Annotated in this window: 12 protein-coding genes; 9 read left to right on the top strand and 3 right to left on the bottom strand. The window is 44.5% G+C overall.

The features are described 5' to 3' along the window. Positions 1-7: 7 nt before the first annotated feature. Positions 8-1,147 carry a cystathionine gamma-synthase gene (locus F0145_RS17800; protein ID WP_150090408.1) on the top strand — a complete coding sequence of 380 codons (1,140 nt, stop codon included), beginning with the start codon at positions 8-10 and terminating at the stop codon, positions 1,145-1,147. 201 nt (positions 1,148-1,348) lie between these two features. Here the strand turns inward: F0145_RS17800 and F0145_RS17795 are convergent, their stop codons facing one another. Further along, positions 1,349-2,374: an OmpA family protein gene (locus F0145_RS17795; RefSeq protein WP_223816137.1), complete on the bottom strand. Its 1,026-nt coding sequence runs from the start codon at positions 2,372-2,374 to the stop codon at positions 1,349-1,351. Positions 2,375-2,898: 524 nt separating this feature from the next. Between F0145_RS17795 and accD the strand changes: the two genes are divergently transcribed. The 3 genes from accD (at position 2,899) to F0145_RS17780 (ending at position 5,542) form a co-directional block, all read left to right on the top strand. After that, on the top strand, positions 2,899-3,801 hold the full coding sequence (accD, locus tag F0145_RS17790; protein ID WP_150090406.1) for an acetyl-CoA carboxylase, carboxyltransferase subunit beta: 903 nt from the start codon (positions 2,899-2,901) through the stop codon (positions 3,799-3,801). A gap of 226 nt (positions 3,802-4,027) precedes the next feature. Further along, positions 4,028-4,759 (top strand): OmpA family protein, encoded by a 732-nt coding sequence (locus F0145_RS17785; RefSeq protein ID WP_150090404.1) that lies wholly within the window; start codon positions 4,028-4,030, stop codon positions 4,757-4,759. Positions 4,760-4,888: 129 nt separating this feature from the next. After that, entirely contained in the window at positions 4,889-5,542 is a 654-nt protein-coding gene (locus tag F0145_RS17780) for a hypothetical protein (RefSeq protein ID WP_150090402.1), read from the top strand. A 10-nt stretch (positions 5,543-5,552) separates the two neighbouring features. On the opposite strand, the gene F0145_RS17775 is transcribed toward F0145_RS17780, so the two are convergent. Next, complete coding sequence (locus tag F0145_RS17775) at positions 5,553-6,194, bottom strand: DUF2238 domain-containing protein (RefSeq protein ID WP_150090400.1); 642 nt, start codon at positions 6,192-6,194, stop codon at positions 5,553-5,555. Positions 6,195-6,742: 548 nt separating this feature from the next. Here F0145_RS17775 and F0145_RS26865 point away from each other — a divergent pair. Then, positions 6,743-7,180: a glycoside hydrolase N-terminal domain-containing protein gene (locus F0145_RS26865; RefSeq protein WP_150090398.1), complete on the top strand. Its 438-nt coding sequence runs from the start codon at positions 6,743-6,745 to the stop codon at positions 7,178-7,180. Then, positions 7,153-9,078: a glycosyl hydrolase family 95 catalytic domain-containing protein gene (locus F0145_RS17765; RefSeq protein WP_150090396.1), complete on the top strand. Its 1,926-nt coding sequence runs from the start codon at positions 7,153-7,155 to the stop codon at positions 9,076-9,078. The genes F0145_RS26865 and F0145_RS17765 overlap by 28 nt, the downstream gene beginning before the upstream one ends. A 332-nt stretch (positions 9,079-9,410) precedes the next feature. Here F0145_RS17765 and F0145_RS17760 read toward each other — a convergent pair whose 3' ends face one another. After that, positions 9,411-10,262 carry an amidohydrolase family protein gene (locus tag F0145_RS17760; RefSeq protein WP_150090394.1) on the bottom strand — a complete coding sequence of 284 codons (852 nt, stop codon included), beginning with the start codon at positions 10,260-10,262 and terminating at the stop codon, positions 9,411-9,413. A 937-nt stretch (positions 10,263-11,199) separates the two neighbouring features. Between F0145_RS17760 and F0145_RS17750 the strand changes: the two genes are divergently transcribed. The 3 genes from F0145_RS17750 to F0145_RS17740 all read left to right on the top strand — a co-directional run bounded on the left by F0145_RS17750 (position 11,200) and on the right by F0145_RS17740 (position 17,090). Next, entirely contained in the window at positions 11,200-11,787 is a 588-nt protein-coding gene (locus F0145_RS17750) for an RNA polymerase sigma-70 factor (RefSeq protein ID WP_150090392.1), read from the top strand. 508 nt (positions 11,788-12,295) lie between these two features. Then, positions 12,296-13,471, top strand: coding sequence for a FecR domain-containing protein (locus F0145_RS17745; protein WP_150090390.1), 1,176 nt, complete (start codon positions 12,296-12,298; stop codon positions 13,469-13,471). Between the two features lie 136 nt (positions 13,472-13,607). Then, positions 13,608-17,090 carry a TonB-dependent receptor gene (locus F0145_RS17740; RefSeq protein WP_150090388.1) on the top strand — a complete coding sequence of 1,161 codons (3,483 nt, stop codon included), beginning with the start codon at positions 13,608-13,610 and terminating at the stop codon, positions 17,088-17,090. The last annotated feature ends 7 nt before the right edge of the window (positions 17,091-17,097 follow it).

The raw sequence follows: 17,097 nt of genomic DNA, 5'->3' as shown, positions 1-17,097 counted from the left end.
AGCAACTATGAAATTCGGAACCAAAACCATACACGCGGGGGTACACCCCGACCCGGCAACCGGCGCCATCATGACGCCCATTTACCAAACGTCTACTTACGCCCAACGGTCGCCCGGCGACCACCAGGGCTATGAATATTCGCGCACCCACAATCCCACGCGTACTGCTTTGCAAGATGCCTTGGCGGCCCTGGAAAACGGGAATTACGGCTTGTGCTTTGCTTCGGGTATGGCGGCCATTGATGCGGTAGTAAAGTTGTTGAAACCCGGCGACGAAGTTATTTCTACGAATGATTTATACGGTGGCAGCTACCGGATTTTTACAAAAATCTTCCAGCAGTACGGCATTAAATTTACCTTTATTCCGATGGGCGATATTGCTACGGTAGAAGGCCATATTACCCAGAATACTAAAATGCTGTGGCTCGAAACGCCTACCAACCCTTTGCTTAATATTATTGATATTAAAGGCGCGGCTGAAATTGCCAAAAAACATAATATTTTATTGGTGGTAGATAATACGTTTGCCACTCCTTACCTGCAAACGCCTCTGGATTTAGGCGCCGACCTAGTAATGCATTCGCTTACCAAATACATGGGCGGCCACTCCGATGTGGTAATGGGAGCCTTAATTGTAAAAGACGAAGATTTGGCGCAACGCCTGGCTTTTATTCAGAATGCCTGCGGTGGCACGCCTGGCCCGCAAGATTGTTTTTTATTGCTGCGGGGCTTAAAAACCTTGCACGTACGCATGCAGCGCCATTGCGAAAACGGACGAGCTGTAGCTGAATATTTGCAAAAGCACCCGAAAGTAGAAAAAGTACTGTGGCCCGGTTTTGAATCGCACCCCAACCACCAGATTGCCCGCGAGCAGATGCGCGACTTTGGCGGCATGATTTCGGTGGTACTCAAAGGCGACCGTCAGGAAGATGCCATACAGGTACTGGAAAAGTTTAAATATTTTACCCTGGCCGAATCGTTAGGAGGCGTAGAATCGCTTTGCGGCCACCCTGCCTCCATGACCCACGCCAGTATTCCGCAGGCCGAACGCCTGAAAGGTGGTTTAAGCGATTCGCTCATCCGCTTAAGTGTGGGAATCGAAGATATTGAAGATTTACTCGCCGATCTGGAGCAGGCACTGGGATAGAGACGTTGTTCGTTAGTCGTTAATCGTTGTTCGTTATTCGATTTTCAACCAAAGAATAATTATAAAGGCCTAAAAACAAAGGAGCCGGTTTAATAAAACCGGCTCCTTTGTTTTTGAATATTGATACTTATGTTTTTTTCCTGAAACCATTAATTAATATTCCCTCATCGAATAACGAACAACGATTAACGAACAACGAAATTAATTCTTCTCCAATATCTGGAATAGCTCATCCAGTTTGGGAGTTAAAATTATTTCGGTACGGCGGTTAAGCGAGCGTTGGTCGGCGGAGGTGTTTTGGGCAACTGGTACGTATTTAGAGCGGCCCGATGGCGTAACACGCTCGGGGGTTAAGCCGGCATTTGTTAATATGCGGGTAATTTCGGTAGCGCGCAGCACACTTAAATCCCAATTGTCTTTCATGCCCAAAGTACCTTTCGAAACCGGTACATCGTCGGTATGGCCTTCAACCAATACGTTTACTTCTTGCTGGTCGCGGAGGGCTTGGGCTAGTTTTTGCAGCGCATCCTGGCCCTTGGGATCTACTTTGGTGCTGCCCGATTTAAACAGCAATTGCTCCGACAACGATACGTATACTTTGCCGTTTTTAACGTTTACCGTTAAGTCGTTCGATTTAAAACCCAGCAAGGCATTACTTACTTTATTCCGAAGGTTAGTTACTGCTTTATCTTTTTCGGCCAGCACCCGTTCCATTTCATTCAGGCGATCTTCGCGGGTTTTCAGGTCGGCGCTGAGTTTATCAATCTGGTTTTTGCTGGCTAATAATTCGGCTTCGCGGCGGGCCAAATCGCCGGACAACCGCGAAGATTCCGAAGCGCTGTTAGACAGGAGCCGGTCGTGGTTTTTAATTAACTTATCGTAAGTGTTGTTTAGCTCCTGGTAAAGGCTGCGGGTTTTGCGTAGCGCCACGCCCGTTTCGGCAGAATCCTTTACCATTTTCTGGTGCGTAGCCTGCAATTCGGTTAGTTTTTCTTCCACCGATTTACGATCGGCTTGTACCCTGGCCATGGCTTTTTCGCAGGCAGCAATATCCAGGTCTAGTTTGCTTTTGCGGGCGCTCAGGTCGTCGTATTTTTTCTTGGTAACACAGGAGGTAAAGGCAGCGGTAATAAATATTAACACGTAAATTTTGCGGAGCAATAAAAAGAACATAGCGAATAAAATATTAGTAACGCCACAAATATAACCATCTCCGGCACCTGCCAAAGCGAAAACTAATTTTTTAACAACCTTATTGCCGGCGCCATAAACAATCGTAAATACTTACAAATTTTTAAGACCAGCCGTTGTTAAATTAAGTATGTATAATTGGCCATTACCCAAAGGTAGCTGCTGCCCGTAGAAAAGATAAATAGGAGAAAGTGTTAATATTTTTGGCGTAGCCCTAACCGCAACTCGTGCAATATACAATAGAGAAGAACTTAAGATTGCGAAAATATAGCTGAACAAAGAATAAGCCGGGCGCCGGTTATATACTAATATTAAATAAGTGCGTTTGTTTTGTATAGAGAAAAATAACCCGCCCCGAACATGCCGCCAGGAGTTGCCGCAGAATAAAATTAGCCCAAAGAGAATATTTGCGCTCCCGAAAAATGGTGTATATTTGCGGCCTGCTAAAAGTAAACGGGTAAACGTTACCTGTATTTAGCCCCACTGGTTAAACGCCAAAGGGCTAGGCAACAGTTGTTTTAATTTAACGATTGGCTTTACGTTTGTAAAAAAAAGTTTGTATGTCTTGGTTTAGAAGAGTAGAAAAAGGTATTGTAACCCCCACCGAGCAGAAGAAGGAAACCCCTGACGGACTTTGGTATAAATGCCCTGAGTGTAAAACGGTTACCAACACCACCGAACATAAAAAGAATTTATATACCTGCCCCAAATGCGATTACCACGAACGCATAAATTCGGCGGAATATTTTGAGGTAATTTTTGACAATAATAAATTTGAAGAACTCGACTCAAATTTAAGTTCTTCGGACCCCCTGAACTTTGTAGATACCAAGCCGTACCCCAAGCGAATTAAAGCTACCCAAGAGAAAACCCACCTGACCGATGCTGTCCGGACGGCACATGGCCAAATGAACGGCCTTAACCTGGTAGTGGCTTGTATGGATTTTAACTTTATTGGTGGCTCTATGGGGTCGGTGGTAGGCGAAAAAATTGCCCGTGCCATAGATTTTGCCCGGCAACAAAAGTATCCTTTCTTAATGATTTCGAAATCGGGTGGCGCCCGCATGATGGAAGCCGGATATTCCCTGATGCAAATGGCCAAAACCTCGGCCAAACTAGCCTTACTGGCCGAAGAAGGCATTCCGTACATTTCTTTATTAACAGACCCTACCACCGGCGGCGTTACGGCTTCTTTTGCTATGCTCGGCGATTTTAATATTGCCGAACCCGGTGCTTTGATTGGGTTTGCCGGTCCGCGGGTAATTAAAGAAACCATTGGCAAAGAGCTGCCCAAAGGCTTTCAGAGCGCCGAATTTGTACTGGAACACGGCTTTTTAGATTTTATTGTAAACCGCAAAGAACTAAAACAGAAACTTACCGATTTATTGGCTATGCTTCGTCAACCCGAAGAAGCTCCCACTAAAAGCGCCCATACTACTCAGAAGAAAACCATTAAGGCCTAATCTTATCTAACATTTTTACTCTTTAAAATTAGTTACTACGTAGCGCGGGAGAAAAATATTTTGCCGGAACAAATCGTTGCGGCCAAATACGTCGTTTAAAAGCGTATTTCTGGCCCGGAATTTGAAAGCCTAAATATATAACCAGTATAATATAAACATTTTTAAACCTAAAGAGTATTATTGTTCGGAATCTTTATTCTAAAAAATTAACTTAAAATTTAACACTATGAAAATTACAAGAGCTTTTTTCCCTTTGTGCTTAGCTTTTATTCTTCTTTTTTCGGCTTGTAAATCATCTAACCCATATAGTACTTCTAACGATTCTACCCGCAAAAACGAGCAGGACGAGAAGTATAAAAACCGGACCCGCCGGGGTGGCTTAATTGGCGCCGGTGCCGGTGCAGTAGTTGGGGGTGTAGTTGGTAGAATTACCGGCAATACCGCTGCGGGCGCTATTATTGGCGCGGCAGTAGGAGGTACTACGGGTGCGGTTATTGGCCGCCGGATGGATAAGCAAGCCGAAGAACTGCGCAAAGACATGAAAAATGCCAAAATTGAACGCGTAGGCGAAGGTATTAAAATTACATTTGCTTCCGGTATTTTGTTTAACACCAACTCCGCCGATTTGCAGTCTAATTCTATTACAGATATTAACACCCTGGCCGAAACCCTTAAGAAGTACGGCGATACCAACGTAATTGTAGAAGGCCATACCGATAATACTGGTACCGATGCCATTAACCAACCGTTGTCTGAAAACCGGGCCCGTTCGGTGGCACAGCAATTACTGGCACAAGGCGTAGAATCATCCCGGATTACTACCCAGGGCTTTGGCTCGTCTGTACCGGTAGCCGATAACGGCACCACCGCTGGTAAACAAGCCAACCGCCGCGTAGAAATTGCGATTTTTGCGAACGAGAAACTGAAAAAAGCAGCTGAGCGTGGCGATATCCGTTAATATTTTAAAACTATAATTTACAAAGCCAGGCCCAACAAGCCTGGCTTTTTTTATGCCCGAAGCCAGTTGCCCTTAAAACCAGAATTAAGTTTTAAGAGTATTACCTTCATTATCAACTTAAAAATACAGATGCAAAAAATAGTAAAAGGAGGTTTATTGTTTACCATAGCCCTGGCAACTATAGCCTGTAATACCCCAGACAAAAAGCCCGATGCGGTAGTAATATCTAATGAGAATATAGATGAAAGTAAAACCGCAGCTGAAGCAGATTTGCCCGACACAACTGATTTAACCACCGCTTACCAGGATACCGGCATCGAAAATTATACTGTAGCTGATGCCCGCATTAATACAACCGAAGCAGAGGCGGGCAATGCGCCAGCTACAACTGCTACCCGCAATAATGGCGCTCGTGCTAACCCAGCAGGAGAAGAGTCTGCTAAAGAACAAAACCTTGGTAAACCAGTAGCAGCAGCCGATGTCAACCCGAAAGTACCGGTTAGAACGGCGGCGCGTACACGCCTAACGGTGCAGCAGCAACTGGCCCGCGATGCCCGGCTGGCCCGGCAAATGCCCTTGGCCAAATTTGGCCGTTACATGGAACGCCGGGCCGATTATTACCGCAACTTTGGCGAAGTGAGTTACGATGATAAAAATGTGGAAATAAAAATAACCCGCGAAGAATTGAAAATTGAAACGCCCGAAGGAAAGTACAAACGCGAATCGGATGAGCGCAAAATAAAAACCGATAAAGGCAAAATAAAAGAGGAAACCCGCCGCTAAGGCGGGTTTTTTATTTAGCGCCGAGCCTTTTACGTACTAAAAATACGTGCAGCATAATAATGGAGGTGCCCAAAACGGCTAAGGCAATATCTTTCTGGGCATCCCACATGTCGCCTTGCATGCCCAGGAAATCAGCACCACCTTCTTTAAAAAATATATCGGCCACCAACCATTCTACTACCTCGTACAAGGCTCCCATAGAAAAAGTAATTTCGAGCGGCAACAGGTACGTAAGCCAATTGGCTAGCCGGAGTTTATACCGGAATATTTCGTGCATGGGGTACGCGAGCAAAAAGCCAAAGCCAAAATGTACCATCCGGTCAAAGTGATTGCGTTGCAGGTTTAGCTGGTCTTTAACCCAATCACCAAACGGGTTTTCGGCGTAGGTATGCTGGCTGCCGTACACGTGCAGCATCAAAAAAATAAATATTAAACTTACCGCCAGCGCCGAGAATTTATGCCAGCGGTTCAGATAGTATAATAATATTATAAACGGAATGGTAAGCGTGTTTTCGAGAAGCCAGTTGGTAAAATTACTGGTAGTAAAACCGGTATAAGCCCAAAATGCGCCAAACAAGCAAGCGTAAGCGCCAATTAGGGTAGGAGCGGCCATATAGTTCGTGCCGTTTCGAGATTCTGCTTTATAGTTCATACCGGAATAAAATCGGTCTTTAGCGTACATTTAAATTACCTTTTTTACGTGGGTTTAGTTACGCTTATTAAACCCTGCAAATTATTTATAGCCAGCCTGTTTTTCTTAAGGCAAATAAATTTCTGAAACAGGTGTATTCCCGGTTTCGGCTTCATTGGGCCTACTCCCTATAAAAAAAGTGGGTATTCAGAATATTATTTAGTTAAATATTACGGGGCTGATTCCGAAAGAGGATAACCCATAAAAGTCCAAATTGTTTGGTTTGAGAAAACACCTTTTGTCATCCTGAGCTCGTCGAAGGATCTATTAAAATATCAAAGTAGGTTAAGCTGTTTCGGCAAACTCTATATGGCTTCTATAATTTAGACGCTTAAACCAGTGCGTAATCCAGGAGAGCAAATAACGCTTGTATAATTATCCTGGTTAATTTTTTCCTGGATGCTCTAAAATCAAACAAAATATTACCACGCCGTTGCCTGACTGAATATTTAAATGCTGGATTTTTTAGCTAAGTTTCGGGCTAGTTTTAGTATCAAACAAAAGCTTTTATGTATTTCAGAAGCAAAATCATCTTCGCGGCTCCTTTCCTGGTTCTTTATTTTTTGCAGGCGTTCACTTTAAATGCGCAAAGCGTACAACCGGCTGTTCCGCCATCCGACCTGAAAATCTGGTTTATGCATCCGGCAAATAACTGGAACGAAGCGTTGCCCGTGGGTAACGGCCGCTTGGGTGCTATGGTATTTGGGGGTATTACCCAGGAACGGCTGCAGTTAAACGAAGAAACCGTTTGGAGCGGTAAACCGGAAGATTTTGTGAATCCGCAGGCCAAAGCTGCTTTAGCGCCGGTTAGGCAGTTGTTGTTTGCGGGTAAGTACGCCGAAGCTCAAAAAATGGCCCAGGAAAAAATGATGGGCGATAAAAAACAGGCAGCAATTACCAAACCCTCGGCGACTTACAACTGGATTTCTCGCATCCGCAAACCGTAACCGATTACCGCCGGGAACTGGATTTAGAAAATGCCGTTGCCCGTGTAAGTTACGTAGCCAACCGCGTAAAATATACCCGCGAAATATTTTCCAGCGCCCCCGACCAGGTACTGGTAGTACGGCTTACCGCCGATAAACCGAGTGCGCTAACTTTTAATGTTAAATTAAGTCGGCCCGGCAATAAAGCCACCCTAGCCGCCAATGGCAACGAACTAACCCTGCAGGAACACGTGAACAGTGGTGTGGGCGTGAAAATGGCAACCCGAATAAAAATATTAAACGAAGGTGGCACTGTAGCTGCCGCCGCAAATGGCCTAAGCGTAAGCAACGCCAATACGGTAACGCTGCTGCTAACAGCTGCTACCGATTATTGGGGCAACGAACCTTTAACTACAGCCAATAAACAGCTAACGGCTGCCGCCAGCAAAGTTTTTAGCCAGTTGCAAGCCGAACATGTGCAAGATTACCAGCGATATTTTAAGCGCGTAGATTTAAATTTAGGAATTACCGAGGCAGCTTATTACCCCACCGATGCCCGGGTTAAGGCCATGCAGGCCGGTAACGTAGATCCGCATTTATTGCAATTGTATTACCAGTTTGGCCGGTATTTGTTAATCAGTAGTTCGCGCCCGGGTGGCTTGCCCGCCAATTTACAAGGTATTTGGGCCGATGGCTTAACCCCACCCTGGAGCGCCGATTATCATATAAATATTAATATTCAGATGAATTACTGGCTCGCCGAGCAGACAAATTTATCGGAATTGCACCTGCCATTCTTAAAGTTTCTGGAAGCGCTGGGGCCGGATGCCCGCAAAACCGCCCGCGACATGTACGGCCTGCAGGGTACGGTAGCGCATTTTACTACCGATGCCTGGCATTTTACCGAACCTTACGGGCAAACCCAATGGGCCATGTGGCCGATGGGCCTGGCCTGGAGCGCCCAGCATTTATGGGAGCATTATTTATTTACCGAAGATAAAAAGTACCTGAAAGATTTGGCTTACCCTGTTATGAAAGAAGCCGCCGCGTTTTGTGTTAATTGGTTAGTCGAGAACCCAATCACCAAAGAGCTGGTATCAGGACCGTCTATTTCGCCGGAAAACCAGTTTAAAACCCAAAATGGCAATATTGCAACCATGGTAATGGGCCCTACCATGGACCACATGATAATCCGGGATTTATTAACCAATACCATTGCGGCCGGTAAAACCCTGAACCAGGATGTTGATTTCCGGCGCAAACTGCAAGGCGTATTAGCCCGGTTAGCACCAACTAAAATTGGCAGCGACGGCCGCATTATGGAGTGGACCGAAGAGTTTGCCGAACCGGAGCCCGGCCACCGCCACATTTCGCATTTATTTGGCTTGCACCCCGGCAACCAGATTACCAAACAACAAAACCCTGAACTATTAGCCGCCGCCCGTAAAACCATTGATTCTCGCTTGTCGCAGGGTGGTGGCCACACCGGCTGGAGCCGCGCCTGGATTATAAATTTCTTTGCCCGGTTACAGGACGGTGAAGCGGCCTACCAAAATTTGCTGGCCTTACTGCGTAAATCTACTTTGCCTAATTTATTCGATACGCACCCGCCGTTTCAGATAGATGGCAATTTTGGCGCGACTGCCGGCATTACCGAAATGCTGCTGCAAAGCCATGCCGGCGAAATACAACTGCTGCCAGCTTTACCGGCTGCCTGGCAAAAAGGCTACATCCACGGTATTTGCGCCCGCGGAGGTTTCGACCTGGACCTGAATTGGGAAAATGGCCAATTAAAGCAAGTGAAAATATTATCGAAGTTGGGTAATACCTGCCAGATTCGGTACGGCAACCAGGTAATTTCGCTGAAAACCCAAAAAGGTAAAACCTATATCTTAAATGGTAGCTTACAACAGCTTTAAACACTCAAAAATAACACGCGTAACTGCCTTTTGCGTAATTAAAAGTATGCTGAGCGGAAAAGAGAAAACCTGCTTCGTTTAAGCATTTCGGCAGAGCAGGCTTAGGCCTGGAGTAGAACCAGGAATGTTGGCTGGGCAGTAGCCCAAAGCCCCATCTTAATTATAAAGATTACACTGCCACGATTGGTAAAGAAAGGTTAGGCATCCTTGTTAGACTACTACCAAAATTTAGCTTTACAACCGAACGAGACGCCGAATACGCGACCCGTACGTACCGTAATGTGAGAGGCGCTCCCCATCAGATAATTCTGGTGGGGCCGTTGCCAGCAATGCTATTTATTTGTTTTGAAGAAAACCTCGGCATTTTTTGAGTATATTTTTTCTTTTTGAAGATTCGAGAGAAAATCTAATTTTTCAATGCTTTCAATGGCAAGGTCAATGTTTCCGTTATCCGAGCCAAACATTAATCTGTCTTCAAGTCCGGCATCAATCAGCTTTTTCATAATAGCTTTAAAATCTGACGGTGGGAAAATATACGGATTATTTATGGCAGAAATGTCGGCATATACGTTTTCGTAATATTTCATGATCGCGATGGTATCATCGAGAAATGGAGCTCCAGCGTGCATAATCCAAATTTTTAATTTAGGATATTTCTGGAGGAGATCTTCCAGTAGCATTGGTGTTCCTAATCTTACCTTAAAATTAGGCGATCCGTGATCTGGACCCGCCAGGCCAGTATGAATGCCGACCGGTATTCTGTATTTTTCTGCTAATTCGTAATAGGGATATAGCCGCTCATCTGAAGGGGAGATGCCATAATATTGGCTAAGTACTTCTCCAATAAACTGAATTTTATTTTCTTTAATTAACTGTTCTACTAAATTAATATTGGGAAAATCTTTTTTGTCTTCAAAACAATATTGATTGCTGTAGGGAACCTTCCCATTTGGACAAACAAGCATTATGCCATGAAGGAAAGTAAAATCAGAAGTTGACTTGTAAGTACTTTGAATATTCCAAGATGTACTTATTGCCGCTTTGTATACTCCTGCCGCTTTTAATTTGGTTATTTGCGTAGCCGGATCGGTATTCCCATGAATATGTGTGTCAAATACTTTTTGCGCATGCACATAAGAAATAGTCGAAAGCAGCACTATGATAAGCTGAAAATATTTAATCATTCGGCAAATATTTTATTGTTCGATATTTTGGTATTGGTGGCAACGGTTGGGCTAGAAATGTTTTAATAATTTTTAGCTGTTGTGTGCGCCCAGTATGGGCATCAGGTACTGTAAGGTACCAAAATATTCCAGCGGGTGCAAGTCTCTTAGAGGCAAGTTGGTGGAGCCTGTTAATAAGCCGCAAGCTGGTTTACCCTGAGGTAAGCAGTAAAGCAAGCGGGACTGCAAAATCCGGTACTGACGAAAAGAAATACATAAGAAACCAATTAGTGCGGGTAAGCCAGCACCTCTTTGTAAAGCCCCTGACCAACAAGCGCTAATAGATGTACCAGGAATCGGAGGAAGGAGTATGTATGGTACCCCAAAAAATTAGGACAGGTGGATTAAGAATAAAAGCTGTTACCGACCAGGGAAGCCAGTGCACCTGATAATAAAATGCTAGAGTCGTGTTTAAGCCTTATCGATTAGCTATTTACGCCTATTCTTATTACGCTTCATTTTTAGATAAAATTTATTTGAAGAAATAAGCTTTTGCAAAATTAAATTAAAAAAGACTTGGAATAAAAAATTAAACCTTGTACTTTGGTTATGTAAGACATAATACAGGCTTTAAATAGCTGAACGCTTGCACTATAATTGAATCTGTTCTTAAAATTTTAATCGGAGCGGGTTTAACTTTATCATTCAGCTTATAACTAGTGTTCTACCAGTTTAGTCTTTAGAATCTTCTGAACGGTTAAGTTTTTCAATTTATCCTTTTTTATGGGGTATTGTCTGCTTAGTAATAATTAGTTTGGTGTAGTAGTGGTAAGTAAGCAGATAGTTATAAATAAATTTAAAATATTGATTATCAATAATCAATTAAATAATAGTAGAATTTATTTTTGTCTCTTTGCTTATGAGTTGCTTATGAGCTTTAACCATTTAATGCCTTAATATGTGTACCGATGACGTTCAGTTATGGCCAGACGAGAAACTACTTGTATTGATGCAATCGGATGATCAGGCTGCTTTTGAACAGATTTACAACAGATACTGGTCTAAACTCTATCTTTCGGCTTACAATATTGTGCGCGACAGACAAGCTGCAGAAGATATTGTGCAGGATGTGCTGGTGAGTTTATGGATGAGAAGAAACAGCCTGGTGGTTGATTCGCTCAATTCTTATTTATACACAGCTGTTCGCTACCAGGTATTTAAGATAATACGTGCCGGTCAGATGCGGGAGGCTCATTCTTATGTAATTGAAAATCCTGCTGTGGTTAATGTAGGAGAGAGTGCTCTTATGACAGCGGATATGGACCGGTTGCTGGAAAAGGGTGTTACGGAGTTACCGGAAAAGTGCCGGCAAATATTTCTGTTGAGCCGGAAAAAACATCTCTCTACCAAAGAAATTGCAAATTGGTTGGGAATAGCACCTAAAACTGTAGAAAACCAAATAACCATAGCTCTGAACCGACTGCGTACCACTTTAGGTGATTTCCTCCTCTGGACCGCTGTTTCTTTCATAAATGGGTGGTTTTAAATCTTTACAATTCTCCTGCTAATATTCTCCCACTACTTCGGATTGCCGCTTTATATTGTGTTCGTTTAACTGTTTAACGCACCTCTTTTAAACATCCCAGACGCAGCGTAACTTGCTAAAAGGTTACTTAGTAACCAACTCCTGTCTTCTTGTTTCATGCCAATAATTTAAACCACTAAACTCCTGTTCTTAGTTAAATCAACCGCTATCTGATACAGAATAGCAGAATTTTTGGTTAATGCACTAGTTGAGCTTTTGGTCTTATTTGTCTAGCCGGCGGCTAATACCCTGTTATGAGGTTACCTCTTAAGGCTGCTAAAGCTGCTTGTGCCTTGAAAGCGGCTGTAATATTTCTTTATTTCTTATTTGCCACTCCTTTAAGTTATTGCTCCTAAGCTTAACTCGTGGTCTGGTTGTGTTAATTTATCATACAAAAACATTTTTTACTTCTCTTTGGGGGTATGCCTGCCCTTTAGGTACCTACTTATGATTCCGGGTGAATTTTAATATGATGGATAAAGAAGAATTCGAAGAATTAGTGAAGAAATACCTTGCCGGTGAGGCGAGTAAGGCAGAGGAAACAATGCTATTTGAATATTATGATAAACTACAAGAGCAGAATCTAGATTGGAATACGGCCGAAATGGGGGAGCAGGGGAATATAAGAAATAAGCTTTATCACCAGATTTTACAGGATATTAAACATCGGGAAAGAAATAAATCCTTTATGCCGCGCCGTTGGATGGTGGCTGCTGCAATTATGCTGGCGGTGTTATCATCGGTTTTGTTCTTTTATCAACAATTCTCCCACGAAAGAGCTGTTGCCGAAAAAATAACCCTGTCCTCAAATAAAAAAGATATTCTTCCAGGAGAAAATAAGGCTACTCTGACTTTAGCTGATGGCTCTAAAATAGCTTTAGATGATACTGGCACGGGCGAGTTAGCCCGGCAACCAGGCGCCAGCATTATTAAAAAGGCTGATGGCCAAATTATTTATAATGTAACTGAGCCGGCAGTTGCGCATCAGGGGAAGGCCGAACTGGCTTATAATACCATTGAGATTCCCAAAGGGAGCTATTACCAGATAAATCTGCCTGATGGCTCGCGGGTATGGTTGAACGCCGGTTCTTCGCTGCGCTTTCCTACTAGGTTTACTGGTGCGGAGCGCGCGGTAGCATTAACCGGAGAAGCTTATTTTGAAGTGGCCAAAAACAAAAAGATACCTTTCCGGGTGGTGAGCCCGAAACAAACAGTAGAAGTATTAGGCACCCACTTTAATGTAAGTGCTTACGCCGATGAACCGCTCCTGAAAACCACTTTACTCGAAGGTTCGGTGCGGGTTTTGCTGCCCAACGAAACTAAAGGGAAATTGTTGGAGCCGGGCCAGCAAGCGCTTGTTCCGGCGGCCGGCAATTCAATCGCGGTTCAGCCGGTAGATGTGGAAGCCGCCATAGCCTGGAAGAACGGTTATTTCATGTTTGTAGAGGAAGATCTGCCAAGCATCATGCGTAAACTGGAACGCTGGTACGATATAGAAGTTGCTTACGAAGGCGACCTGGGGAATATGAAATTCGGAGGCATTGTCTCGCGCTCCAAAAGTTTGGCCGAAACGCTGAAAATATTAGAACTGACCGGCAATGTTCAGTTTAAAATAGCAGGAAGGAGGGTAACGGTTATGCCTTAACGGAATGCTTCTGCCCAAGAGTAATTCAGAAAAAGCCAGAAGTGCTGGTAACACTTCCGGCTAACACTAAGAATGCTCACCGAAATAACTCGCTTGCAACAGTCATCTCAATGAATAATTAAACATCCCCTAATGTATGAAAATATATAATTTAAAACCAGGCTGGTTTACCGGCCCGGGAAGTAATGTTTTGCTTGTTCTAAAGCTTACTTTTGTCTTGATGCTGTTTGCGTTAGGGCCGGTAAGTGCCGGCAGAAATGCCCAGAAAATTACCCTCTCCGAAAATAATGCACCACTGGAAAAGGTGCTGAAGGAAATCAGAAAGCAAAGCGGATATGATTTTTTTTACAACGAAGCCTTGCTGCAACAGGCCAAACGCGTTAGTATTCATGTGCGGAATGCTAGCCTGGAAGAAGCCCTGGCCCAGTCTTTTGCCGGGCAACCTTTTGTTTATACCGTGGCCCTGAATACCGTAGTAATAAATGAGGCCAAGAAACCCGAAAGTGTCAAAGCCACGCCACCCATTGATGTAAAAGGTAAAGTGGTGGATGAAAGCGGTAGTCCGCTACCCGGCGCCACCATTCTGGTTAAAGGAACACAAAACGGTGCTTCTACCGATGCCCAGGGAATTTTTGTTCTGGCTAATGTTCCGGATAATGCGGTTTTGGAAATAAGTTTTGTAGGCTACCTGAACAAGGAGGTAAAAGCCGCCACCGATCTGGGCACCATCAGGCTGGAGCTAAACGCTTCTAAACTCGAAGAAGTGGTAGTAGTAGGTTATGGTACGCAAAAGAAAGCCAACTTAACCGGTTCCGTATCCACGATCGATGCCAAAACGCTGGATTCCCGGCCGGTGCAAAACGTAGGGCAGGCCCTGCAGGGGCTTATCCCGGGCCTTAATTTACAGACCGGCGGTTTGGGTGGTGAGCTAAACCAAAACCTTAATTTTAATATCCGGGGTGCCGGCACCATTGGCGCCGGTTCTAACTCGGGCCCGCTGGTATTAATTGATGGCATGGAGGGGAACATGAATACCATTAGCCCGCAGGATATTGAATCGGTTACGGTTTTGAAAGATGCGGCAGCAGCCTCTATTTACGGTTCCCGGGCTCCTTTTGGGGTTATTTTAATTACTACTAAAAAAGGTAAGGCCGGTAAAACCAGTGTTAGCTATACGAATAATTTTCGTTCTACCAGTCCCATTGGTCTGCCCACCATGATGGATTCCCATACATTTGCCCAATATTGGAACGAAGCGGCGGCTAATGATGGCGAAGGTCCCAAATTCTCGCAAGAGGTACTGGACCGGATAGTTCAATACCAGCAAGGAGAAATTGACTATACCACAGTGGCGAATGCGAACGGCGACCGGTGGCAATATTATACTGGCTCCAATGCCAACACTGATTGGTTTAAAGAGCAGTATAAAAAATCAGCTTTCTCCCAGGACCATTCCCTAAGCATAAATGGGGGCACCGAAAACACGCAGTTTTTTGCTTCCGGTAGTTTCCTGGACCAGGGCGGTTTATCCCGTTATTCCGGCGACGAATTTAAACGTTATAATATTTCTGGTAAAATTAGTACCAAGTTAAGCCAGAGAGCCAAATTTGATTACACCACCCGGTATATCCGCGAAGATTACACGCGCGCCTCTCATCAGGATGGTTTGTTTTATCATAATATTGCCCGTCGCTGGCCTACCGTGCCGGCTAAAGACCCAAATGGCTTTTATTCTGACCCAAGCGAAATAGCCCAGTTGGTAAGTGGTGGTCGCTACAACGATCAAACCGATTTTCTTTACCAGCAAGGCCAACTAACGCTTACACCCCTGAAAGGCTGGAATATTATTGCCAACGGTAATTACCGGGTTACTAATACCAATTCTCACAACGATTTTTTACCGGCTTACAGCTATGATGTGGCAGGCAACCCATTTCCGGTTGCCGTAGGTAGTAATTCTGCCGGTTTAAGTTCGGTTTCGGAGTATGTCCGGAAAGATAACTTTTTTACTACTAATATTTTCTCCGACTACGTGTTCGCTATAAAGGAGAATCATCAGTTTAAAGTAATGGCCGGGTTTAACTCCGAATTAATGAAGTATCGTACTTTGTCTGGTTCCCGTACCGGTTTAATTACGCCTACGCTGCCCACCATTAGTACCGCTACCAACGATAGCCGGGCCAATGAAGGGCAATATCAGCACTGGGCTACCGCTGGTTTCTTCGGACGTTTGAATTATAATTATAAAGAACGTTACCTGCTGGAAATTAATGCGCGCTACGATGGGACCTCTCGCTACACCAGAGATAAACGCTGGAACCTATTCCCTTCTATATCTGCCGGCTGGAACGTGGCCAACGAAAGTTTCTGGGCTGTTAATGCAGTAAAACTGTTCAAAATCCGGGGATCTTACGGGGAACTGGGCAATCAGAATACGAGCAACTGGTATCCGTTTTATGCTAAAATGCCCATTGGGGTTAACAACGGTACCTGGTTAATTAATGGAGAAAGACCCAACACTGCCAGCGCACCTGGTTTGGTAAGTAGCCTCTTAACCTGGGAGCGGGTAACCAGCTGGAACGTTGGGCTGGACCTGGGACTTTTAGATAACCGCTTGTTTATAAACGCCGACTACTTTAAACGCAAAACTTTTGACATGGTAGGCCCCGCTCCGGAATTGCCGGTTACGTTGGGTACGGCGGTTCCGCAGGTAAATAATGCCGATATGGAATCTTATGGTTTTGAAGTAGAAGCTAAATGGCAGGATAAAATTGGCGAGTTTGGTTACGGCGTGCGTGCGGTATTAGCCGACGACCAGCAACGGGTAACCAGATACCCCAATACTACGGGCAATATCAGCACCTGGTACGATGGCCGGAAAGTAGGCGAAATCTGGGGTTATACCACCCTTGGCATAGCTAAAACCCAGGAAGAAATGGATGCCCACATCGAAAAAACAAAACAAAATATGGGCAGCAGATGGAGTGCCGGCGATATTATGTACGCAGATTTGGATGGGGATGGTAAGGTTGATGGCGGCTCGGCCGTGCTCGGAAATACCGGTGACCAGACCGTTATCGGTAACAGTTCGCCCAGGTTCCGGTATAGTCTGGATCTGACTGCCGACTGGAAAGGCTTTGATCTCCGGGTGTTTATGCAAGGCGTAGGCAAAAGAGATTATATGCCTAATGGCCCTTACTTTTGGGGTGCCAGTGGTGGTATGTGGCAATCAGCCGGTTTTAACGATCACTTAGACTTTTTCCGGGATGAAACTTCCGGTATGGTAAAATCCGGGATAGCAGGCGTTAACCTGGATTCTTACTTCCCTAAACCCTATTTTAATACCACCAAAAACCAGCAGACCCAAACCCGCTACCTGCAGAATGCAGCCTATTTAAGACTGAAAAACCTGCAGTTAGGCTATTCGCTTCCGCAAAACCTTACTGCTAAGGCGGGCATTTCCCGGGTACGGGTTTACATCTCCGGCGAAAACCTAATGACCATAACTAAATTAATTGGTGTATTCGACCCCGAAACCGTGGCTCTGAGTGGGTGGAATGATGGTAAAACGTATCCGTTGGCAAAGGTTTATTCCTGCGGCGTAAATATTAACTTCTAATTAATCT

This window comes from Adhaeribacter rhizoryzae, from assembly GCF_008629685.1.
Classification (GTDB): domain Bacteria; phylum Bacteroidota; class Bacteroidia; order Cytophagales; family Hymenobacteraceae; genus Adhaeribacter; species Adhaeribacter rhizoryzae.
This window is presented reverse-complemented; position numbering and strand designations above follow the sequence as displayed.